The following is a 21,256-nucleotide window of genomic DNA, read 5'->3' on the forward strand; positions in this document are numbered from 1 at the left end:
TTGAATCTGTTTCTGCTCGTCGTGCTTCTGCTCGTCGGGGTGCCGCTTTACTGGTTCCAGTTCGATGCCAGCGCACCCGGCGCCAAGCCGCTGCCGCTGACCATCGGGAAACTGCGCCAGTTGGCCGATGAGATCCCCGGAGACAGCCCGACCCATCTGCACGAGGAACTGATCGGCTATCGCTCGGTACTTCACAACCAGATCGCCGCCGGTGGCGGCCTGCGGCCGATCCGCCTTTCGGTTCGCGCCTTCGAACTGACGGTGCCGGATTCCGGGCCTATCATGATCGACGCGGGCACCACGCCCGCAGGGGCCGAGGAACGCCACCTCCAGGACTATGACACCGCCGCCCAGGCCCGGATCGACCGGCATGTGGAAGCGGCCGGCCTCCGGCTCGTCCTGCTCGACCACCTGCTCCACCGCGGCAACCGCGCGCTGGTATCGCCCGGCGCCCGCCCCTTGCCCGACTTTTCCGACGGCGAGCCGCACGCCGTGGCGCACGGCGTGGTGGCCATCCCGCTCAAGGGGCTGCCGAACCGCGCGATGATGGTCTACGCCCGCCTCGAAAACGGGCGCGAGTACCTGTTCACCGGAGACGTCGCCACGATCAACGAGAACTGGGTGGACGCCCGGCCGCCTGCGCGCACCTTCTCCACCGTCGGCGACGTGGACGAACGGGTGCGGATCGTGTCCTGGCTCAAGACCATAAACGCGCTCAAGCATGCCGCTCCCGCGATGTTCATCGTTCCCGGCCACGATCCCGGCCCGGTCCCCGGCGCGCTCAGAGGTTTCACGAAAGATCGATCACGGTGAGCAGGACAAGCGACTGGTCATGTCCGGAACGATCATGTATTTGCCCGCATCAACGGGTAAAAGCCCTTTCAAGGCGAACGCAGGATAGAGCCTAGGTGAACTACGAACACATCTTCGATCAGGCAATCGAGCGGCTCCATTCGGAAGGTCGCTACCGTGTCTTCATCGACATCCTGCGCAACAAGGGCGCTTACCCGAACGCACGATGCTTCGCCGGCCACAACGGCCCGAAGCCCATCACCGTCTGGTGCTCGAACGACTATCTTGCGATGGGCCAGCACCCCAAGGTGATCGAGGCCATGGAAGAAGCGCTGCACGATGTCGGCGCCGGCTCCGGCGGCACGCGCAACATCGGCGGCAATACCCACTATCACATTGAACTCGAAAGCGAACTTGCCGACCTGCACGGCAAGGAAGGCGCGCTGCTGTTCACGTCGGGCTATGTCTCGAACGATGCGACGCTCTCCACGCTCGCCAAGCTCCTGCCGGGCTGCGTGATCTTCTCGGACGAGCTCAACCACGCCTCGATGATCGCCGGCATCCGCAATTCGGGCTGCGAAAAGCGGGTCTGGCGCCACAACGACCTCGAACACCTCGAGGAACTGCTGGCCGCCACCGATCCCGCGCTGCCCAAGCTGGTCGCCTTCGAGTCGGTCTATTCGATGGACGGAGACGTCGCGCCGATCCACGCGATCTGCGACCTCGCCGAAAAGTACAACGCCCTCACCTACATCGACGAAGTCCACGCCGTGGGCATGTACGGCCCGCGCGGCGGCGGCATCACCGATCGTGACGAGGCGGCCCACCGCATCGACATCATCGAAGGCACGCTGGGCAAGGCTTTCGGCGTGATGGGCGGCTATATCGCCGCCGACCAGAAGATCATCGACTGCATCCGCTCCTATGCGCCGGGCTTCATCTTCACCACCTCGCTTTCGCCGGTGCTGGTGGCGGGCGTGCTCGCCTCGGTGAAGCACCTCAAGAGCTCCAGCGCCGAGCGTGAGGGTCAGCAGCGCTCGGCCTCCATGATGAAGCAGATGTTCCGCGACGCGGGCCTGCCGGTCATGGACTCCACGACCCACATCGTGCCCCTGATGGTCGGCGATCCGGTGAAGGCCAAGAAGATCAGCGACATCCTGCTCGCCGAATACGGCGCCTATGTGCAGCCGATCAATTTCCCGACCGTGCCGCGCGGCACCGAACGCCTGCGCTTCACGCCCGGCCCGGCCCATACCGAAGAGATGATGCGGAACCTCACCGAGGCTCTCGTGGAGATCTGGGAACGCATGGAAATGCGCCTCGCCGCCTGAACGGCGCCGCGCGCTTTCGCGGTTGCAATATTTTCTTTCGAAATGGGCTCCCCGTTAAAGCGGCGGGGCCCTTTTCATTTTCCCGCGCGACCCCACGTTCGCCCGGTCGCTCCCGCGCGCCCTTCTCCCGGCGCCCTCCCCCCGCGACGACGTGACCAGAAGGACTTTCATGGCCAAGCTGTTCGAGCCGATCACCATCGGCAACCTCACTCTCGACAACCGCATCGTCATCGCACCGATGTGCCAGTATTCCGCCGAGGACGGCCGGATGACCGACTGGCACACGATCCATCTCGGCAACCTCGCCCAGTCCGGCGCCGGCATCCTCACGATCGAGGCCACCGCCGTCAGCCCCGAGGGCCGCATCTCCTATGCCGATGTCGGCCTGTGGGACGATGCCACCGAGGAGGCGATGGGCACGGTCCTCGCAAGCGTGCGTCGCTGGTCCGACATGCCGATCGCTATCCAGCTTGCCCATGCCGGTCGCAAGGCCAGCACCGCCAAGCCCTGGGACGGCGGCGCCCAGATCGCTCCTGACGCCGAAAACGGCTGGCAGACGGTATCGGCCTCCGACCTTCCCTTCCTCGGCCATGAGAACCCGCCCGAGGCGCTCGACAAGGCCGGTCTCGACCGCATCCGCGAAGCCTTCGCCGATGCCGCCCGCCGTGCCGACCGGCTCGGCATCGATGCGATCCAGATCCACGGCGCCCACGGCTACCTGCTCCACCAGTTCCTCTCGCCGCTCTCGAACAGGCGCGAGGACGAATATGGCGGCAGCCTGGAGAACCGCATGCGCTTCCCGCTGGAGGTCTACGACGCCGTGCGCGCCGCATTCCCTGCCGACAAGCCGGTGACGATGCGCGTCTCCGGTACCGACTGGGTGGAAGGCGGCTGGGACGTCGAACAGAGCATCGCTTTCGCCAAGGCGCTGGAGGCACGCGGCTGCGCGGCCTATCACGTCTCCAGCGGCGGCCTCGACGCCGGACAGAAGATCCCCGTTGGCCCGAACTACCAGGTTCCGCTCGCGCGCAAGGTCAGGGAAGCGGTCTCGATGCCGGTGATCGCCGTGGGGCTCATCACCGAGCCCGAGCAGGCCGAGGCCATCGTCGCCACCGGGGAGGCGGACATGATCGGCCTTGCCCGCACCGTGCTCTACGATCCCCGCTGGCCCTGGCACGCAGCCGCCGCGCTCGGCGCGAAGGTCAAGGCGGCGCCGCAGTTCCTGCGCAGCCAGCCGCGCGTCTACAAGGACCTGTTCGTCCAGGCCTGAGCCTGCGGGCGGACAAGAAAAAAGGCCCGCCGGAACATGGTTCCGGCGGGCCTTTTTGCCAACTTTCCGCTCGGTTCAGCGCAGCGAAACCACGTTGTCCGACACGCGCGGGTCCTTGCGCTCGCCGGTGTAGAGGCTCGCCATCGGCTCGTCCGTGGCAACGAGCACCTCGCCGGTGCCGAAGCCGTTGAACGCCGTGCGCATGGCCGCGCCGTAGGCGCCGAGCATGCCCACTTCGATCCAGTCACCCGCCTTGATATCGGCCGGGAGCATGAACGGGCCTTCCATGAAGTCGGCATCGTCGCAGGTCGGACCGTAGAACGCGAATTCCTGGAGGTCCTCCGAACGCTCGCCGCCAACGGCGGTCTCGCGCGAGATGCACTTCACGGGGAAGCGCCAGGCAACGTGCGCCGCATCGTAGAGCGCGCCATAGGCACCCTCGTTGATGTAGAGTTCGTCACCGCGACGCTTCTCGACCTTGACGATCATCGAGCTGTACTCGGCCGAAAGCGCACGGCCGGGTTCGCACCACAGTTCCGCGTTGTAGGCGATCGGCAGGGCTTCGAAGTGACGGTGGATCACCTGGAAATAGTCTTCCAGCGGCGGCGGCTCCATGCCCGGATAGACCGAGGGGAACCCGCCACCGACGTCGATCATGTCGATGACGACACCGGCGTCGGCGATTGCCGCACGCGCACGCTCCAGCGCCTGGACATAGGCGAAGGGCGTCATCGCTTGCGAACCGACGTGGAAGCATACGCCCAGCCAGTCGGCAACCTGACGGGTGGCCTGAAGCAGTTCGCCGGCATCAGCCAGATCGATGCCGAACTTCGAGGCCAGGCTCAGTTCCGAATATTCGGAAGAGACGCGCAGGCGCACGCAAAGACGCAGGTCGGCGGCGCGATTGCCGTCGGCGTCAGTGGTCGCTTCGAGGATCTTCTCGACTTCCTCGATCGTGTCGAGGCTGAAGGTCCGCACGCCATGTTCGAAATAGGCTTCGCGGATGGCGCTGGCGGTCTTGACCGGGTGCATGAAGCACAGGGTCGCGTCCGGCAGGGCCGCGCGGGTCATGCGAACTTCGCCGATCGATGCGACGTCGTAATGCGTGATGCCGTTCGCCCAGAGAATCTTGATGAGATCGGGGGACGGGTTGGCCTTCACCGCATAGAGCGACTTGCCCGGAAACTTCGTGGCGAAGAAACGGGCCGCGCGCGCAGCAGCGTGCGGGCGGTTCAGGATAACGGGTTCGTCGGGCGCGAGAGCGCGCGCTACAGCCGGTGCGTCAAGAAATTCGAGCAACTCAAGGGACCCCCAAACGGAATTGTTAACAACAAGAGCTGCCTTGCGGTTTGGAAGTCCCCATGGGGCAGCGAGGGGCGGGATATAGGGCTCCCAAGCTGAATCGCAAGTGAAAAAAGTCCCCTTTCACGGAAACGTCACATAAGGGGATAGCGCGAAGATCCATGCCGCCTCTCAGTTTCATTTTATTGTCTTGTTACAGACATTTACCTGAAAATCATCACCCCGGACTTCCGTCGCGAACGGAATGCCCGAAAGGCGCGTTTCACGGTTACAATGCAAACGGCACGGGTTCGGTTCTCTCGAGTCGATCTATCGGAGCCCGAACGGGGCAATCGCGGGACGGATCGAGCCGTTTTTCATGGATTCGGCAGAGCGGGAACAAAGGAAAGGAGCGGCCACCCAAGGCGGGACCGCTCCTTTCGCAATGAAGAGTTGGCCTGCCTGCGCTCAGCTCAGACGGCCGCGGAAATCCTCGTAATCGAAGCGGCGGGTGCATTCGAGCAGGTCGGTTTCGGAATCCCACAGCCAGATCGAGGGCAGCGGCACCCCGTTGAAAGTGGTGGTCTTGACCATCGAGTAATGCGCCTGGTCGAGGAAAGCGAAGCGCACGCCCGGTTCCGCCTCGACCGGCAGGACATAGTCTCCGATCACATCCCCCGCGAGGCACGACGGCCCGCCAAGACGCACCGGCTCGCCTTCGCTCTCCGCCCGCTCACCCAGCATGGCCGGGCGATAGGGCGCCTCGATCACGTCGGGCATGTGGCAGGTGGCGGAAACGTCCACCACCGCCACCGGCATGCCGTTATGGCCGATGTCAAGCACGGTTCCCACGAGAATGCCGGCATCGAGCGCGACGGCTTCGCCGGGCTCGATATAGACCTCGGCGCCGGTATCTTCCTGAAGATCGATCAGGAATTCCACCAGTTCGTCGCGCTGATAGTCGGACCGGGTGATGTGGTGGCCACCCCCGAGGTTGATCCACTTGAACTGGCCGAAGAACGGTTCGAGGTAATCGAACGCCTTGTCCCAGGTACGGCGCAGCGGCTCGAAGTCCTGCTCGCACAAGGTGTGCATATGGATGCCGTCGATCATCTCGACATGCTCTTCGGTGAGCTGGTTGATCGGGAAGCCAAGGCGCGAGTGCGGCGCGCAAGGGTCGTAGCGCGGAACCTCGCCTTCGGCATGCATCGGATTGACGCGCAGGCCGATGTCGAAGTCCTCGCCCCGCGCGCGGGCGTTCTCGATCTGCGCCCAGAAACGCTCGATCTGCATCGGCGAATTGAAGATCACATGATCCGACAGGCGCAGGATCTCGTCGAGATCCTCCTCCTTGTAGGCCGCGCAATAGGTCGCGATCTCGCCGTCGTAGAATTCCGAGGCAAGCCGCGCTTCCCACAGGCCCGAAGTGCATACGCCGTCGAGGTATTCGCCGACGATCGGCGCGGTGGACCACATCGAGAAGGCCTTGAGCGCGGAGAGCACCTTGGCGCCCGAACGCTCGCCGATGTCGGCCAGCACGCGCAGGTTCTCGCGCAGCTTGGCGGCATCCACCACGAAACTGGGACTGTCGACTCGCGACAGATCGAAGTGAGCGAAGGCTCCCGGATCGCCGGCGCGGGTTTCCATGTTCGGTTCAATCCTTTTCGGTGGGCTCGCACATCATCGGCTGAGCCAAATTTCCAACCAGATGGCCTTCGCGGCCGCCAGCTTCAAGGATGCCTCAGGCAAACGGACCCTTGAAGATGAACCATGCCCCTGCGCCGACCAGAGCGAAACCGACGATCTCGTTGAGTCCCGGCTTCTGCCCGAACAGCAGCCATGCCACCAGCACGAAGGCCGTGAGCGACATCGCCTCCTGAAGCACCTTGAGCTGCCCCAGAGAGTAGACCTGGCTGCCAATCCGGTTGGCCGGCACGGCAAGGCAATATTCGAAGAATGCGATGCCCCAGCTCATGGCAATCGCCAGCCACAGCGCCTTGCCGGGCATCTTGAGATGCAGGTACCACGCCGTGTTCATGAACAGATTGGATCCCGCGAGCATGGCCACGGGGGCAACGAAGGTCCAGTTCACGAACCCGCTCAGTCGATGCAGATCGCATTGACGGCCTTGCCGCCCTTGATCTCCGCATGGCAGCCGAACAGCCGATCGTCCGCCTGGCAGGTGCCGCTGGCCGAGGCATCGGCAGAAGCGGCGCCGGCACTGCCGATGCACTTGCCCTGGCACTGCGAGGAATCGGTGCACTGCTTCCCGGCATCGGCAAAGGCGTGGACACACTGTTCCATGCCCAGCCGTCCCCGGCGCTGCACGCTGCCGCCCGAACCTTCGCAGGCCGTGCGGTCGGCAGCGCTCATGTCACGGGAATAGCCCGGCCCGGCCTCGCCGTTTCCGGCAGGTTGAGCGGGCTGCTGCGGACCGCCCTGCGGCACGCAACCGGCCAGCGCGAGAGCGCCGGCCGCAGCGACGAGAACGGTCCGCAGCATCGTCATCAGAAGGCCAGAGGTCCGTCGAGTTCCTCGACCGTCCAGGGCAGGCCATGCTGGTTGAGCATGTCCATGTAGGGGTCGGGATCGAACTGCTCCATGTTGAACACGCCCGCACCGCTCCACTTGCCGGTCACCAGCATGGCGGCGCCGATCATCGCCGGAACGCCGGTGGTGTAGCTGACGGCCTGGTTGCCGGTTTCGGCATAGGCATCTTCGTGGTCGCAGATGTTCTTGATGTAGAACGTCTTCTCGCCCGAACCGTCAAGCGCTTCGCCGGTCGCGATATCGCCGATGTTGGTCTTGCCCTTGGTGGTCGAACCGAGCGAGCTGGGCTCGGGCAGCACGGCCTTGAGGAACTGGAGCGGAATGATTTCCACGCCGTTGTAGATCACCGGGTCGATGCGGGTCATGCCGACGTTCTGCAGCACGGTGAGGTGCTTGATGTACTCGTCGCCGAAGGTCATCCAGAAGCGCGCGCGCTCCATCTCGGGGATGAACTTCGCAAGGCTTTCGAGTTCCTCGTGGTACATCATGTACATGTTCTTCGGGCCGACGGCCTCGAAGTCGAAGCTCTGCTTCACGCCCATCGCCGGGGTTTCGACGAACTGGCCGTTTTCCCAGTGGCGGGCCGGCGCGGTCACTTCGCGGATGTTGATTTCCGGGTTGAAGTTGGTCGCGAAGGCCTGGCCATGATCGCCGCCGTTGCAGTCGAGAATGTCGAGCGTGCGGATGGTCTTGAGCTTGTGCTTCTTCAGCCACATGGCGAAGACCGAGGTGACGCCCGGATCGAAGCCCGAGCCGAGCAGCGCGGTCAGGCCCGCTTCCTTGAAGCGCTCCTGATAGGCCCACTGCCAGTGGTATTCGAACTTGGCCACGTCCTTGGGCTCGTAGTTCGCTGTGTCCATGTAGTTCACGCCGGTTGCCAGGCACGCGTCCATGATCGCGAGATCCTGATAGGGCAGCGCGAGATTGACGACGAGCTTCGGCCCGATCGAGCGGATCAGCTCGCTGGTTGCCGCCACGTCATCGGCGTCGATCGCATAAGTGCTGATCGAGACGCCGGTGCGCTCCTTCACCGATTCGGCAATCGCCTCGCACTTGGAAACCGTGCGGCTGGCGAGGTGGATGTCCGAGAAGATGTCGGGATTCATCGCCATCTTGTGGACCGCGACCGAACCGACGCCGCCTGCGCCGATCACCAGAACCTTGCTCACCAATTTGTCTCCTTAACGCGATGCTCGCGAACAGCCGCATATAGAGGCCCTGTGTGACAACTCAACTCTTCGAGTTTCGTTGATTCGTTTGTCCGACCTGTCGGTTGGGCAAGACGGCCATCCGGCCGTTTTGTGCGGCACCGGCCCACGCCCGTCCCGGATGTGACGAGCGCACCCAACGAAAACTGTCACAATCCGCCATCGTCCCGTCATCGCGCGGTCACCCGGCGGGGGCAATGCGGCGAGCGAACACCTTTCCCTCGCGGCCAAGGAATTTCCGATGCCTCCTGCCCAGCACCCTCACGCGAGGCCTGCGTCCGACCTCATCGGCAAGGCCGTCGTCCGTCCCGAATCGAACCGTGCCGCCCGCCTGCTCGACAAGGCTTTCGCGCTCGCGTTCAAGGGCCTCGTCTACGCGCAGATCTGGGAAGATCCGGTTGCCGATATGGAAGCGCTGCAGATCGGGCCGGAGAGCCGGATCATCACCATCTCCAGCGGCAGCTGCAACGCCCTGTCCTACCTGACCGCCGATCCCGCCGCGATCACCAGCGTCGATCTCAACACCGCGCATATCGCTCTTGGCCGCCTCAAGATCGCCGCGATCCGCAAGCTGACCGACTATGCGGACTTGCGCCGCTTCATTGCCGAGGCCGATCATCCCGGCAATGTCGCGACATATCGGGACCGCCTTGCCCCGCACCTCGACGAAGCCACCCGCCGGTACTGGGAAGGCCGGGATCTGGTGGGCCGCCGCCGCATCCGCGGCTTTGCGCGCGGTATCTACAAGCAGGGCCTGCTCGGCCACTTCATCGGTGCGGCACATGTCCTCGCCAAGCTCTACAAGATCGACCCCAGCGAAATCCTCGGCGCCGAGACGCTGGAGGAACAGCGCCGCGTGTTCGACGAACGGCTGGCGCCGATCTTCGAGCGCAAGCTGGTTCGCTGGCTGACCGACCAGCCCGCCTCGCTTTTCGGCCTTGGCATTCCGCCTGCCCAGTACGACGCGCTGGCAGGCGGCAACCGCATGGCCGATGTGCTGCGCGCACGGCTGGAGAAGCTGGCCTGCCACTTCCCCCTCAACGACAACTACTTCGCCTGGCAGGCTTTCGGGCGCGGCTACGGACGCGAGCCCAAGGCCCCGCTGCCGCCCTATCTTCAGGAAGCCAATGTTCCCTTGGTGCGCGAGCGGCTTGGCCGCCTCACCTTGCGCCATGCGAACTTCACGCAGGTTCTGAAAGAAAGCGCCGAAGCCTCGCTCGACCGCTACATCCTGCTCGATGCGCAGGACTGGATGAGCGACGCGCAGCTTACCGAGCTCTGGAGCGAGATCACCCGCACCGCGCGCGCCGGTTCGCGCGTGCTGTTCCGCACTGCCGCCGAGCCCACCCTGCTGCCGGGCCGCGTGCCGGAAGCGATCCTTTCCCGCTGGGACTACCGCGAAGAGGAATCCCGAGCGGCCACGCGGGGGGATCGCTCCTCCATCTATGGCGGCGTCCACCTCTACGTCCTGCGCTGAGGCATCCGCGATGACGGGAAGCGCCACCTCGCAGGACCATGCCGCGCTGATGGACAAGGTCTATCGGGGCCAGCGCCACATCTATGACCTCACCCGGAAATACTACCTGTTCGGCCGGGACCGGCTGATCCGCGAACTGGGCGCGGAACCCGGCATGAGCGTGCTCGAAGCAGGCTGCGGCACCGGCCGCAATCTGGAACGGGTCGCCCGTGCCTGGCCCGGCGCTGCCTGCCACGGCTTCGACATTTCCGGCGAGATGCTGAAATCCGCCCGCGCGCGGCTGGGCCCCGACGTGCAACTGGCGCTCGGCGACGCCACACGATTCGAGCCGCGTGACCTGTTCGGCCGCACCGGCTTCGACCGGATCATCCTGTCCTACACGCTCTCGATGATCCCCGGATGGGAGGCCGCGCTGCGACAGGCGGCACATGCGCTGGCACCCGGCGGCGTGCTCCATGCCGTCGACTTCGGCGACCTTTCCGGCCTGCCCGCCCCTCTGCGCGGAGCCCTGCGCGCGTGGCTGACGAAGTTCCACGTCAGCCCCCGGCTGGACCTGCCGATGGTCGCCGCGCGGATCGCCGGAGAACTGGGCCTGCGGGTTGAGGTGAAGCGCGGGGGCCTGGGCTATTACCAGATGGTGCGCCTCATCTGCTGACGCTATGGCCGGGCGCATGACTCAGGCCCTTCTTCACCGTCCGACCGGCCAAGGCGTTGCCATGGCTGCCCGCAAGATCTCGGAAATCCTGCCAAGAACGCCGCTTCTGCCGCTCGACGTCGATGGCCGCACGATCTGGTGCAAGGCCGAAAGCCTGCAGCCCGTCGGCGCATTCAAGATTCGCGGCGCCTGGCACCGTCTGACCGCCCTGACCGAAGAGGAACGCGCGCGCGGAGTCGTCGGCGTTTCCAGCGGCAATCATGCGCAGGGGGTCGCCTGGGCCGCACGCAGGCTGGGCATCGAAGCCACCATCGTCATGCCGGTCGACGCGCCGGAAGTGAAACTTGCCAACACCCGCGCTCTGGGCGCCGAGGTCGTGCTCTACGACCGCCCCGGCGGCGAGGACCGTGACGAAGTGGCGGCCCGCCTGTGCGCCGCCCGGGGCGCTACGCTCGTCCACGCCTATGGCGATCCCTGGATCATCGAAGGCCAGGGCAGCACCGGGATCGAGATCGCCGCGCAAATGGCCGAACGCGGCCTCGCGGCGCCGGATCAGGTAGTGGCACCCTGCGGCGGCGGCGGCCTGACCGCCGGGCTCGCACTCGCCCTGCCGGATGCGGCAGTGATCCCCGTCGAGCCCGAAGGTTGGGACGACGTGTGCCGCAGCCTCGAAACCGGAACGATCTGCCGCGTCGGCGCCGATGCCCCGCCCACGCCCTGCGATGCACTGCAGACGCCCGGAACCTGGCCGATCAACTTCGAGATCCTTCGGGCGCGCTGCCCGTTCGGCCTCGTCGTCACCCCCGCCGAAATCCGCGCGGCGCAGCGCCTCGCCTTCGCGAAGCTGCGCCTCGTTATCGAACCCGGCGGCGCCGCGGCGCTGGCGGCGGTTCTGGCCGGCAGAACTCCTTCGGCGGAGCGTACTGCCATCGTGCTCTCGGGCGGCAATACCGACGCCCAGGCCTTCGCCAGAGTGCTTTCCGGAGCCGACTGACCCGAAAACCGGCAGGGCCGATCGGTGCATTTTGAAACACTTGCACCGGAAAGCAAATTTCTGGACGAACGACGCAACCTGAACTAATCTTGCGCGAACAGGGCAAGACACATTCGGGAGAAAACGCGTGAGCACCCGCAGTGAACCATTTTCCGCCATTTCGATGCGCTGGGCCTTCTTTGCGCTCGAAGCCGTTCTGGTCGTGGTCACCCTCGCGGCGCTTACCAACAACCTGCTCGATGCGGACTGGGGCCTGAGCTGGTCGACCTTCTTCGTGGGCATGATCGGAAGCTGCTGGGCGCTGGTGATCTACCAGCTGGTGTCCGCGCATGTATGCGGGCGCAGTACGGATTCCTGACGCCCCTTCGCGTCGGCCCCCGGTCCTGCTAGGGCGAGGCCATGGATTTCGACGACCAGCTTCGCCGCTACTTCGGCACCGACGACCTTTCGACGATCGCTCCCAGCACGCTGGAAACCGGGATTGACCGGATGCGCGTCGATCTTGGCATGGAGAAGGACCGCAGCCGCCGTTTCGCGCTGTGGTCGTTGCTCTACCTGTTCAATGCCTCGCCCGACCTCGACGTCGCCTTCGACAACGAGGAAGACCGCAACGCCGCGCGGGACTTCATGGACATGATGGCCAAGGCCCAGGGAGAGTAAGGAAGGGGGCGAGGCAGGGAGCCCCCTGCCCCGTCACCATGCGGACGGGCTATCTTTCGAAATAGCTCGCCAGTTCGACGTGGGTGGACCAGCGGAACTGGCCGACCGGACGCAGTTCGACCAGCCGGAACCCCGCCTCCACCAGCCGCGCGGCATCGCGGGACCAGCTCGACGGGTTGCACGAGATATAGACCACCCGGTTCACCGTGGAATCGGCGATGCAATCCACCTGCTCGCGCGCACCGGCGCGGGGCGGATCGAGCAGGACGGCGTCGAACTTGCTCAGTTCGTCAGGCTGGAGCGGATTGCGGAACAAGTCGCGGTGAGCGGAGAACACCGGCAATTGCGCCCGGTCCGCCGCGGTCTTGCAGGCGAGATGGGCATCGCGTGCAGCCTCTGCGGCCAGCACCTTGGTCTGCGGCCCGGCCAGCGCCAGCGCAAAGGTGCCCAGCCCCGAAAACAGGTCCGCGACCGTTGCTGCGCCCTCGAGCCAGCCGCGCGCGGCTTCGACCAGGGCCTGTTCGCCGTCGAGCGTGGCCTGAAGGAACGATCCCGGCGGGAACGGGACCTTGACGGGGCCGAGGCTCACCGTCACCGGTTCCGGCTCCCACACCGTCTCGAAGCCGTAGCCGCCGTCCATGGTGAGACGGGCGAGACCGTACTGGCGCGAGAAATCGAGCATCGATTCGGTCGCCGAGAGCCCTTCGGCGGTGAGCCCCTTGACGCCGAGATCGACGCCCTGGTCAGTCAGCGTCATCTCGATATCGGCGGCCATGCGCGCCTGCTGGTGCTTCGCGGGCTTGCCGGGCCTGCCGCCCTTCTTGGCGGGCGCCGCCTTGCCCATCATGATGAGCAGTTTGCGAAGCGGGCCGAGGATCGCGAACAGTTCCGGCGCCATGACCGGACATTCTTCCAGCTCCACCAGTCGGTGCGACTTGGCCTCGCGGAAGCCGATGACCACGCGCCCGCCCGAGCTTTCCGCCCGCAACGACACGCGGCGGCGCGCGCCCGGCGGGGACAGGTAGGGCGGCGAGATCGCTTCCGCTCCCAGTTCCTGCGAGGCAGAGGCATTGGCCACGCGCGATCCCACGAAGTGTTCGAGGCTTTCCTCGTCGAGCTGTTGAAGCTGGCAGCCGCCGCAACGGCCGAAATGCTGGCAGGCGGGCTGCACATGATGCGGCCCCCATTCGAGCGTGCCGTCCTCGTGCAGGAGGTCGCCCGGTGCAGCGCCCCAGGCGAAGCGGCCGGATTCGGTAACGCCATCGCCCTTGGAGGCGATGCGCAGGATTTCTTCTGTTCCAGTAGTCACAGGCAGGCCGCTAGCGCAGCCGGGACCATTTGTCCAAGCTGACCGGCAGTAAAGGCAGGCGAAGCGCGCCGCGCCGCCTCTCCATGAAGCCACACGCCCTCGCAGGCGGCCGCGAAAGCTTCGGTTCCGGCAGTCAGACGGCTGGCGATGCACCCGGCCAGCACGTCACCCGTTCCCGCAGTCGAAAGCCAGGAACTGGCACGGGGGGCGCAGGCGATCCGGCCGTCCGGCGCGGCGATCACGGTGTCAGGGCCCTTGGCCACCACGACCATGCCCCCTGCCCTCGCCAGCGCCAGCGCGCGGCCGGGCTTGCTTCCGCTTCCCTCGCAGCCGAACGCCCGTTCAAGAGCCAGCAGTTCGCCTTCGTGCGGCGTCGCCACTGTGGCGGCCTTGCGCTCGGCAAGCAGGCGCGGCGTCAGCAGGATCAGCGCATCGGCATCGATCACCGCAGGAACCGGATCGGCCAGGGCAATGGCGAGCCGCTCCCGCGCCAGACTGTCACGCCCCAGCCCCGGCCCTACCAGAACGGCGGTATTGCGGTCATCCACGAGCACATCGACCAGCTTGCCCTGATCGACCACGAGGTCCGCAGGGACGTTACGCTTGCTGTCCGCGAAGAGTTTGACGTAGCCCGCCCCGGCGCCCTGCGCGGCAAGGCTGGCCAGCACCGCTGCGCCAGGCATCGCTCCGCCGACAACCGCAAGAAGCCCGCGCCGGTACTTGTGCGCGTCGGCCGCCGGAGCCGCGAGGCGAGGCTTGGCCACGGCCGATGCAGCCCCTTCCACCGGCGCGACGCCGATCGGCACCAGGCGCAGCGCGCCCATGGCGGCAGCGGAAGGCATCAGGAAATGCGCGTATTTCCAGGCGCCCAGCGCGATCGTGAGGTCATAGTCCGGGAGCGACGGATTCAGCGCCATGCCGGTATCGGATTGCACGCCGCTCGGCAGGTCCACGGCCACCCGGTGATGATGTGCATTCGCCAGCCGCGTGAGCAGCGCCAGGTCGCCTGCCGAAAGCGGACGGGTCAGCCCGCTGCCATAGAGGCAATCGACGAAGACATCGGCAGGTGTCTCCGGCCCAGACACCGCGCCCTGATAAAGCTTTCGCGCATGGACCGCCGCCGCGCTCTTCGGATCGGCGCCGGCAACGACAGTGACATGGCCGCCACGCTCGCGGATGGCCTCGGCCAGAACGTAACCGTCACCGCCATTGTTGCCCGGACCGCAGAGCACAGTGACCTTGCGCCCCGCGCAGATCCGCCAGATCCATTCCGCCGCGCCCCGCCCCGCGATCTGCATCAGCGCATCGACCGACGACCCTGCTGCGATCAGTGCCTCTTCCGCCCGCCGCATCTGCGCAACGGTGAGAATCTGGTCAGCGTGAAGGCTCTGGATTTGCGGCATGGGGCTTCCTCGTCACCGGGAACAGGTAGCGGTCCGCCCCGACGCTGACGTCGAGCCGTTCACCTTCCAGCCTTGTTACCGCCACTTGCGCCCCATCGGCAACCGCAAGGCCGCTGCCGTCTGTCATGACGGTGAAACGCCGGAAGGCGCCGTCGGGGTGGTGGACCACGAGAACGAGCGTTCCCCCTTCTTCCGACCGCTCGACCGCGCAAACCGGTTTCAGTTCGGCGGAACCGCCCACGGCGCAGGAGACAGGCTCGCCGCCTTCGGCGACATTCGGCGCCTCGTGCCGCGACGAGCAGGCGGCAAGAGCGAGGATGAAGACGAAACCGGGAAGCGAGCGTGCCATGCCGCCGGCTAAAAGGACTTTCCCGCCGACATCAAGCCTCTGCACGGCGCAGCCCGAGAATGGGACACTTAACGCGGCCCGCGCGTGATGTTACGCTGGAGCATAATCTACCGAGGGAGAGCACTATGCCGCTGATCGAACGCGCAGCAAGGGCGCTGGCGAAGGCTGAACACGGAACGGATGACTGGAATGGCCTTACCGCGAAAGATCGCGAGCAGTTCAAGGCGACCGCGCGGGAAGTGGTAAAGGCGCTGCGGGTTCCCACGCCGGGCATGTGCCTTGCCGGCGAACATCTGCTCAAGAAGGATCGTGGCCTTACCGTCAACGTCGCCGACGTTCACGATGCATGGCAGAACATGGTTGACGAGGCTGTCCGCCTCTACCCTGTCAGCGACGGTTAACCGGCGCAGTTCCCCAGCCTCAGTTCCCCCGCCTTTCATCGCGAGCAATCCGGAGCGGCGCATGACCGGCTCCGGATCGCGTTGCCATGCTTGCAGTGACGACAGGGAGCGGACCGTCCGAGGATGCGGCCGAAAGCGCCACGCACCCTCGGCCGGCTTCCTCGAACCTTACTTCCGCTTGAGCTGGGTCACGTCGCGCACGGCACCACGGGCAGCGCTGGTCGTCATCGCGGCATAGGCCTGGAGCGCGGCCGAGACCTTGCGAGGACGCGGATGGACCGGCGACCATGCGTCGGCTCCGCGCGCTTCCTGCTGGGCCCGGCGATGGGCCAGAACCTCGTCCGAGACCGCGAGGTGAATGGTGCGACCGGGGATATCGATCTCGATGGTGTCGCCGTTCTCGACGAGACCGATGGCGCCGCCTTCCGCCGCTTCCGGCGAGGCATGTCCGATCGAGAGACCGGAAGTACCGCCCGAGAAACGACCGTCGGTCAGCAGCGCGCAGGCTTTGCCGAGGCCCTTCGACTTCAGGTAGCTGGTCGGGTAGAGCATTTCCTGCATGCCCGGCCCCCCGCGCGGTCCTTCGTAGCGGATCACCACGACATCGCCCGCAGCCACCTGGCCGCCGAGAATCCCCGCAACGGCGGCATCCTGCGATTCGTAGACGCGCGCAGTGCCGGTGAACTTGAGGATGCTGTCATCCACGCCCGCCGTCTTCACGATGCAGCCGTCAGCAGCGATATTGCCGTAGAGCACCGCAAGGCCGCCGTCCTGGCTGAAGGCATGTTCCTTCGAACGGATGACGCCGTGCTCACGGTCGAGGTCGAGGTCGTCCCAGCGGCGGCTCTGGCTGAACGCGGTCTGGGTCGGCACGCCGCCCGGCGCGGCCTTGAAGAACTCCTGCACCGAAGGCGAATTGGTGCGCGAGATATCCCAGTGGTTGAGCGCGTCGCCAAGCGACTTGCTGTGCACCGTCGGCAGGTCAGAGTTGAGCAGGCCGGCGCGGTCGAGCTGGCCGAGGATCGCCATGATGCCGCCGGCGCGGTGGACGTCTTCCATGTGGACGTCGTTCTTGGCCGGCGCGACCTTGGAAAGGCACGGCACCTTGCGGCTGAGACGGTCGATGTCCTCCATCGTGAAGTCCACGCCCGCTTCCACGGCAGCCGCCAGCAGGTGAAGCACGGTATTGGTCGATCCGCCCATGGCGATATCGAGGCTCATGGCGTTTTCGAAAGCGCCGAAGCTGGCGATGTTGCGCGGCAGCGCGGATTCGTCTTCCTGCTCGTAATAGCGGCGGCACAGGTCCACGACGAGACGGCCTGCTTCGAGGAACAGTCGCTGACGGTCGGAGTGGGTCGCCAGCGTCGAGCCGTTACCCGGCAGCGACAGGCCCAGCGCTTCGGTCAGGCAGTTCATCGAGTTTGCAGTGAACATGCCCGAGCACGAACCGCACGTGGGGCAGGCCGAACGCTCGATCGCCTTCACTTCCTCGTCGGTGTAGCTCTCGTCGGCGGCGGCGACCATGGCATCGACCAGATCGAGCGCCTGCTCCTTGCCGCGCAGCACGACCTTGCCCGCTTCCATCGGCCCGCCCGAAACGAACACGACCGGGATGTTGATGCGCAGCGCGGCCATCAGCATCCCCGGCGTGATCTTGTCACAGTTGGAGATGCAGACCATGGCGTCGGCGCAGTGGGCATTGACCATGTATTCCACGCTGTCGGCGATCAGGTCGCGGCTGGGCAGCGAATAGAGCATGCCGTCATGGCCCATCGCGATGCCGTCATCGACCGCGATGGTGTTGAATTCCTTGGCGACGCCGCCCGCAGCCTCGATCTCGCGGGCAACCATCTGGCCCAGGTCCTTCAGGTGGACGTGGCCGGGCACGAACTGCGTGAACGAGTTCACCACCGCGATGATCGGCTTGCCGAAGTCCGCATCCTTCATGCCCGTCGCGCGCCAGAGGCCACGCGCGCCCGCCATATTGCGGCCATGGGTGGAAGTGCGGGAACGATAGGCGGGCATTGTGCGAACTCCGGGATACAGGGGCGCGACTATACGCCCTTTGCGCCGGCCCCTACACTGCGAACTGCGCCGCAGCAATGGGGAGTGAGACATTTTCTTTCGCAAATGCCATAAAGATTGTTTTATTGGTTCAAGGGCCAAGCAGGTTTTCGAATTTCACCCTGCCCGATGCCGCCCCCTCACAGCCGTTCGACCACGCCTGCGCAAAGCCGCGTCATCCGCTCGGCCCAGAGCGCCTGCCCGGCCTCGTCCGCAATCTGGTCCTGCCGGATCTCGATGCTGAGGTAGGGCCGCCCATGCGCCTCGGCATGGCGGTTCATGGAGGCGTTCAGTATCCGTCCCGAGTAAGGCTCCTGATCGCCCACCGTCAGGCCGTCCGCCTCCAGCAGCGCAATGGCGATGCGCGCCGCGCGGTCATCCTGGTTGTAGAGGATGCCGATCTCCCAGGGCCGCGGCTTGTCGCACGTTGCCAGGCCCGGCGTGAAGCTGTGAAGCGAAACGATCAGTGCAGGCTCGGCAGATTCCAGCATTTCTTCGAGAGCGGTGTGATAAGGGGCAAAGTATTCCGCCACGCGTGCGGCGCGGCCATCGTCACCGATCATGTTGCCGGGGATCGCGTAGCCGTCCGAAACGACCGGGAACATGCCGGGCATCCCGATATCGCGGTTCAGATCGCAGACGAGGCGGCTGATCCCGGCAAGCCATGCCGAAGTGCCCGCCTCCGTCATCCTCTCCGCCACGGCGGCGACGCCGATGTCGATGGCGATGTGCTGGTTCATCAGATCCGCGGGAATGCCGAGGTCGATTCCGTCTGGCACATGGTTCGAGGCATGGTCGGCGATGACGACGATGCCGCCTTCCACGGGTTTGCCAAGCAACTTGTAGAGTTCGGTTTTCATCGCAGGGGCTTTCAACGCAATTTCCCGGATAGTTGCCACCAGTCGGGGTGTTCCGCCGCGATGCTTGCGGCAGCATCGCTTAAGGCTTCCTGACTCTCATAGAGCGCAAAACACGTTGCGCCGGAGCCTGACATGCGCGCGAGGAACGGCCCGGTATCGCGCAAGGCCGCCAAGACATCGGCGATAACCGGGCAGATGGCGATGGCCGGTCCTTCCAGGTGGTTGCGCCCGCCCTGGGCGATCTCGCGCAGGGTTCCGCCCGGCATCGGGCCGCGGTCTACGCCGTCCCACGCCTTGAACACCGGCCCGGTAGGCACCGGCGCGCGGGGATTGACCAGCAGCACCGGGCATCCGGCAAGGTCGTTTTCGGAGACTTCGGCAAGATCGGTGCCGGTGCCGGTGCCGATGCAGGGCCGCGAAAGCACGCAGGCGGGCACGTCGGCGCCCAGCCTTGCGGCGCGCTCATGCCAGTCGTCCGGGAGGCCATGAGCGCGTTCGATCATGCGGAATATGGCGCCTGCATCGGCGGAGCCCCCGCCCAGCCCTGCCGCCACGGGCAGGCGCTTTTCGAGGTCGACCGACCATCCCTTGCCATGCGGCAGCGCTGTCAGGGCCTTGGCGACGATGTTGCCGAGCGGGTCGTCGATCTTCCCTGCAAACTCGCCGTGCGTGGCAAGGCGATCCACCTCGGCGGGCGCCGCCGCCAGTTCGTCTCCCGCATCGACGAAGGCGAACAGGGTTTCCAGCTCGTGATAGCCATCCTCGCGTCGCCTGCGGACATGGAGGGCGAGGTTGATCTTGGCATAGGCAGTTTCGGTCAGCATCGCTCCGTCCATGGCGCGAGGCGAGCCCAGAGGCAAGGCGAGCGTTGGCCTTCCCACCCCTCGTTGCAAACCGGGGAACCGTCACCCTGAACCCGTTTCAGGGTGACGGGAGAAATCGGCGGCAATCAGATTCCGAACCGGGAAAGGGCGCTGCCCTTCCCTCATTCCGATTACATATTCGGATAGTTCGGGCCGCCGCCGCCTTCAGGGGTGACCCATTCGATGTTCTGGGTCGGATCCTTGATGTCGCAGGTCTTGCAGTGGACGCAGTTCTGCGCGTTGATCTGGAGCTTCATGCCCGAACCGTCCGGATCGACGAATTCGTAGACGCCCGCCGGGCAATAGCGCGCCTCTGGCCCCGCATAGAGCGGCAGGTTGATGCGCGTGGGGACCGTCGGATCGGTCAGCTTCAGGTGGACCGGCTGGTCTTCCTCGTGATTGGTGAACGAGTAGGACACGCTGGTCAGGCGGTCGAAACTGATGACACCGTCCGGCTTGGGATAGGCGACCGGCTTGTAGAGGTCGGCGCGCTGGAGTGTCGAGGCATCGGTGTGATGCTTCATCGGCCTGGCCAGCCCGAAGCCGAACAGCGTGCGCAGCCACATGTCCGCGCCCGCCAGCACCGTGCCGATCTCGCCGCCCCACTTGGCGACCAGCGGCTCCGCGTTCTGGACGAGCTTGAGTTCCTTGGCGATCCAGCTCTCGCGCACGGCGGTGTCGTATTCGCCCAGCGTGTCCTGCTCGCGGCCTGCCTTGATGGCCGCAGCAATCGCCTCGGCAGCCAGCATGCCGCTTTTCATGGCGGTATGCGTGCCCTTGATGCGCGGCACGTTGACGAAGCCGGCCGAACAGCCTGCCAGCACGCCGCCCGGGAAGGCCAGCATCGGCACCGACTGCCAGCCACCCTCGTTGATCGCACGCGCACCGTAGGCGACGCGCTTGCCGCCTTCGAGAATCGCACGGATTTCCGGGTGCTGCTTCCAGCGCTGGAATTCCTCGAACGGGTAGACGTAGGGATTCTTGTAATCCAGCGCGGTAACGAAGCCCAATGCCACCTGGTTGTTCGCCTGGTGGTAGAGGAAGCCGCCGCCCCAGCTATCGGTCTCGCTCATCGGCCAGCCCTGGGTGTGGATCACGCGGCCGGGGACGTGCTTGTCCGCCGGGATATCCCAGAGTTCCTTGATGCCGATGCCATAGATCTGCGGCTGGCAATCGGCCTCCAGATTGTACTTCGCCTTGAGCCGCTTGGTCAGGTGGCCGCGCGCGCCTTCGCAGAACACGGTGTACTTGCCCAGCAGGTTCATGCCCGGCTGGAAATCACTCTTGGGTTTGCCTTCGCGGTCCACGCCCATGTCGCCGGTCTGCACGCCGATGACGGCGCCATTGTCGTCATGGAGAATCTCGGCGGCGGGGAATCCGGGGAAGATCTCGATCTCCAGCGCCTCGGCCTGCTCGGCCAGCCAGCGGCAGAGGTTGCCCAGCGAGCCGGTGTAGTTGCCATCGTTCGACATGAACGGCGGCATCACCAGATGCGGAAGAGAGAACTTCTTCTTTTTCGTGAGGTGCCAGTGCCAGTTGTCGGTCACGGGCGTTTCCGCCAGCGGGCAGCCGTCTTCGCGCCAGGTCGGCAGCAGTTCGTCAAGCGCCTTGGGATCGATCGTCGCGCCCGAAAGGATGTGCGCGCCGATCTCCGAGCCCTTTTCGAGCACGCAGACCGAAAGCTCAGGATCGACCTGCTTCAGCCGGATCGCCGTCGCCAGTCCTGCGGGCCCACCGCCCACGATGACGACGTCATACGGCATCTCTTCGCGTTCAATCATTGCGTCCA

Annotated in this window: 21 protein-coding genes; 9 read left to right on the forward strand and 12 right to left on the reverse strand. The window is 65.5% G+C overall.

The genetic code is table 11. The features are described 5' to 3' along the window. The 3 genes from ACLIMP_RS12610 (at position 1) to ACLIMP_RS12620 (ending at position 3,393) form a co-directional block, all read left to right on the forward strand. Positions 1 to 813 (forward strand): MBL fold metallo-hydrolase, encoded by an 813-nt coding sequence (locus ACLIMP_RS12610; protein WP_324695820.1) that lies wholly within the window; start codon positions 1 to 3, stop codon positions 811 to 813. 95 nt (positions 814 to 908) lie between these two features. Further along, positions 909 to 2,123 carry a 5-aminolevulinate synthase gene (gene hemA / locus ACLIMP_RS12615; RefSeq protein WP_054440846.1) on the forward strand — a complete coding sequence of 405 codons (1,215 nt, stop codon included), beginning with the start codon at positions 909 to 911 and terminating at the stop codon, positions 2,121 to 2,123. Between the two features lie 169 nt (positions 2,124 to 2,292). Further along, positions 2,293 to 3,393 (forward strand): NADH:flavin oxidoreductase/NADH oxidase, encoded by a 1,101-nt coding sequence (locus tag ACLIMP_RS12620; protein WP_324695822.1) that lies wholly within the window; start codon positions 2,293 to 2,295, stop codon positions 3,391 to 3,393. Between the two features lie 75 nt (positions 3,394 to 3,468). Here the strand turns inward: ACLIMP_RS12620 and ACLIMP_RS12625 are convergent, their stop codons facing one another. From ACLIMP_RS12625 to ACLIMP_RS12645, 5 genes are all read right to left on the reverse strand, one after another. After that, positions 3,469 to 4,692, reverse strand: coding sequence for a type III PLP-dependent enzyme (locus tag ACLIMP_RS12625; RefSeq protein ID WP_185997113.1), 1,224 nt, complete (start codon positions 4,690 to 4,692; stop codon positions 3,469 to 3,471). Positions 4,693 to 5,142: 450 nt separating this feature from the next. Then, on the reverse strand, positions 5,143 to 6,321 hold the full coding sequence (locus ACLIMP_RS12630) for a carboxynorspermidine decarboxylase (RefSeq protein WP_185997112.1): 1,179 nt from the start codon (positions 6,319 to 6,321) through the stop codon (positions 5,143 to 5,145). Between the two features lie 94 nt (positions 6,322 to 6,415). Further along, a complete protein-coding gene (locus ACLIMP_RS12635; RefSeq protein WP_054440842.1) occupies positions 6,416 to 6,766 on the reverse strand; it encodes a DMT family protein in 351 nt (116 codons plus the stop codon). A gap of 8 nt (positions 6,767 to 6,774) precedes the next feature. Then, entirely contained in the window at positions 6,775 to 7,182 is a 408-nt protein-coding gene (locus tag ACLIMP_RS12640) for a hypothetical protein (RefSeq protein ID WP_054440839.1), read from the reverse strand. Continuing rightward, positions 7,182 to 8,393: a saccharopine dehydrogenase family protein gene (locus ACLIMP_RS12645; RefSeq protein WP_185997111.1), complete on the reverse strand. Its 1,212-nt coding sequence runs from the start codon at positions 8,391 to 8,393 to the stop codon at positions 7,182 to 7,184. The genes ACLIMP_RS12640 and ACLIMP_RS12645 overlap by 1 nt, the downstream gene beginning before the upstream one ends. A gap of 280 nt (positions 8,394 to 8,673) precedes the next feature. Here ACLIMP_RS12645 and ACLIMP_RS12650 point away from each other — a divergent pair, with 280 nt between their 5' ends. From ACLIMP_RS12650 to ACLIMP_RS12670, 5 genes are all read left to right on the forward strand, one after another. Then, positions 8,674 to 9,909 carry a BtaA family protein gene (locus tag ACLIMP_RS12650; RefSeq protein WP_324695827.1) on the forward strand — a complete coding sequence of 412 codons (1,236 nt, stop codon included), beginning with the start codon at positions 8,674 to 8,676 and terminating at the stop codon, positions 9,907 to 9,909. Positions 9,910 to 9,919: 10 nt separating this feature from the next. Further along, entirely contained in the window at positions 9,920 to 10,564 is a 645-nt protein-coding gene (locus tag ACLIMP_RS12655; RefSeq protein WP_324695829.1) for a class I SAM-dependent methyltransferase, read from the forward strand. Between the two features lie 16 nt (positions 10,565 to 10,580). Further along, entirely contained in the window at positions 10,581 to 11,558 is a 978-nt protein-coding gene (locus ACLIMP_RS12660) for a threonine ammonia-lyase (RefSeq protein ID WP_324695831.1), read from the forward strand. A 127-nt stretch (positions 11,559 to 11,685) separates the two neighbouring features. Next, positions 11,686 to 11,916 (forward strand): hypothetical protein, encoded by a 231-nt coding sequence (locus ACLIMP_RS12665; RefSeq protein WP_185997107.1) that lies wholly within the window; start codon positions 11,686 to 11,688, stop codon positions 11,914 to 11,916. A gap of 41 nt (positions 11,917 to 11,957) precedes the next feature. Continuing rightward, on the forward strand, positions 11,958 to 12,218 hold the full coding sequence (locus ACLIMP_RS12670) for a hypothetical protein (RefSeq protein ID WP_054440830.1): 261 nt from the start codon (positions 11,958 to 11,960) through the stop codon (positions 12,216 to 12,218). 49 nt (positions 12,219 to 12,267) lie between these two features. On the opposite strand, the gene ACLIMP_RS12675 is transcribed toward ACLIMP_RS12670, so the two are convergent. The 3 genes from ACLIMP_RS12675 to ACLIMP_RS12685 are packed head-to-tail and all read right to left on the reverse strand — an operon-like array spanning position 12,268 to position 15,279. Beyond that, on the reverse strand, positions 12,268 to 13,527 hold the full coding sequence (locus ACLIMP_RS12675) for a class I SAM-dependent RNA methyltransferase (protein ID WP_054440828.1): 1,260 nt from the start codon (positions 13,525 to 13,527) through the stop codon (positions 12,268 to 12,270). Continuing rightward, positions 13,524 to 14,930, reverse strand: a complete 1,407-nt coding sequence (locus ACLIMP_RS12680; RefSeq protein WP_324695837.1) for an NAD(P)H-hydrate epimerase — start codon at positions 14,928 to 14,930, stop codon at positions 13,524 to 13,526. Before ACLIMP_RS12680 ends, ACLIMP_RS12675 begins: the two co-directional genes overlap by 4 nt. Next, entirely contained in the window at positions 14,902 to 15,279 is a 378-nt protein-coding gene (locus ACLIMP_RS12685) for a hypothetical protein (protein WP_324695839.1), read from the reverse strand. Before ACLIMP_RS12685 ends, ACLIMP_RS12680 begins: the two co-directional genes overlap by 29 nt. Positions 15,280 to 15,404: 125 nt before the next feature. Here ACLIMP_RS12685 and ACLIMP_RS12690 point away from each other — a divergent pair, with 125 nt between their 5' ends. Next, on the forward strand, positions 15,405 to 15,680 hold the full coding sequence (locus ACLIMP_RS12690) for a hypothetical protein (protein WP_324695841.1): 276 nt from the start codon (positions 15,405 to 15,407) through the stop codon (positions 15,678 to 15,680). Between the two features lie 168 nt (positions 15,681 to 15,848). Here the strand turns inward: ACLIMP_RS12690 and ilvD are convergent, their stop codons facing one another. The 4 genes from ilvD to ACLIMP_RS12710 form a co-directional block, all read right to left on the reverse strand. Next, positions 15,849 to 17,705, reverse strand: coding sequence for a dihydroxy-acid dehydratase (ilvD, locus tag ACLIMP_RS12695; protein WP_132468967.1), 1,857 nt, complete (start codon positions 17,703 to 17,705; stop codon positions 15,849 to 15,851). 179 nt (positions 17,706 to 17,884) lie between these two features. Further along, positions 17,885 to 18,604: an N-formylglutamate amidohydrolase gene (locus ACLIMP_RS12700; RefSeq protein ID WP_324695844.1), complete on the reverse strand. Its 720-nt coding sequence runs from the start codon at positions 18,602 to 18,604 to the stop codon at positions 17,885 to 17,887. An 11-nt stretch (positions 18,605 to 18,615) separates the two neighbouring features. Then, positions 18,616 to 19,428 (reverse strand): 4-(cytidine 5'-diphospho)-2-C-methyl-D-erythritol kinase, encoded by an 813-nt coding sequence (locus ACLIMP_RS12705; RefSeq protein ID WP_443477889.1) that lies wholly within the window; start codon positions 19,426 to 19,428, stop codon positions 18,616 to 18,618. Between the two features lie 170 nt (positions 19,429 to 19,598). Further along, positions 19,599 to 21,248 carry an electron transfer flavoprotein-ubiquinone oxidoreductase gene (locus ACLIMP_RS12710; RefSeq protein WP_324695848.1) on the reverse strand — a complete coding sequence of 550 codons (1,650 nt, stop codon included), beginning with the start codon at positions 21,246 to 21,248 and terminating at the stop codon, positions 19,599 to 19,601. Positions 21,249 to 21,256 lie beyond the last annotated feature (8 nt).

Origin of the sequence: Novosphingobium aeonii (genome assembly GCF_052279045.1) — a bacterium.
In the GTDB taxonomy this organism is placed as follows: domain Bacteria; phylum Pseudomonadota; class Alphaproteobacteria; order Sphingomonadales; family Sphingomonadaceae; genus Novosphingobium.

Bases quoted from the DNA above. Each gene is read 5' to 3' on its own strand.
- ACLIMP_RS12620 (WP_324695822.1), top strand. From the start codon at position 2,293: ATGGCCAAGCTGTTCGAGCCGATCACCATCGGCAACCTCACTCTCGAC.
- ACLIMP_RS12630 (WP_185997112.1), bottom strand. From the start codon at position 6,321: ATGGAAACCCGCGCCGGCGATCCGGGAGCCTTCGCTCACTTCGATCTG.
- ACLIMP_RS12640 (WP_054440839.1), bottom strand. From the start codon at position 7,182: ATGACGATGCTGCGGACCGTTCTCGTCGCTGCGGCCGGCGCTCTCGCG.
- ACLIMP_RS12650 (WP_324695827.1), top strand. From the start codon at position 8,674: ATGCCTCCTGCCCAGCACCCTCACGCGAGGCCTGCGTCCGACCTCATC.
- ACLIMP_RS12655 (WP_324695829.1), top strand. From the start codon at position 9,920: ATGACGGGAAGCGCCACCTCGCAGGACCATGCCGCGCTGATGGACAAG.
- ACLIMP_RS12660 (WP_324695831.1), top strand. From the start codon at position 10,581: ATGACTCAGGCCCTTCTTCACCGTCCGACCGGCCAAGGCGTTGCCATG.
- ACLIMP_RS12670 (WP_054440830.1), top strand. From the start codon at position 11,958: ATGGATTTCGACGACCAGCTTCGCCGCTACTTCGGCACCGACGACCTT.
- ACLIMP_RS12680 (WP_324695837.1), bottom strand. From the start codon at position 14,930: ATGCCGCAAATCCAGAGCCTTCACGCTGACCAGATTCTCACCGTTGCG.
- ACLIMP_RS12685 (WP_324695839.1), bottom strand. From the start codon at position 15,279: ATGGCACGCTCGCTTCCCGGTTTCGTCTTCATCCTCGCTCTTGCCGCC.
- ACLIMP_RS12690 (WP_324695841.1), top strand. From the start codon at position 15,405: ATGCCGCTGATCGAACGCGCAGCAAGGGCGCTGGCGAAGGCTGAACAC.
- ilvD (WP_132468967.1), bottom strand. From the start codon at position 17,705: ATGCCCGCCTATCGTTCCCGCACTTCCACCCATGGCCGCAATATGGCG.
- ACLIMP_RS12700 (WP_324695844.1), bottom strand. From the start codon at position 18,604: ATGAAAACCGAACTCTACAAGTTGCTTGGCAAACCCGTGGAAGGCGGC.
- ACLIMP_RS12705 (WP_443477889.1), bottom strand. From the start codon at position 19,428: ATGCTGACCGAAACTGCCTATGCCAAGATCAACCTCGCCCTCCATGTC.
- ACLIMP_RS12710 (WP_324695848.1), bottom strand. From the start codon at position 21,248: ATGATTGAACGCGAAGAGATGCCGTATGACGTCGTCATCGTGGGCGGT.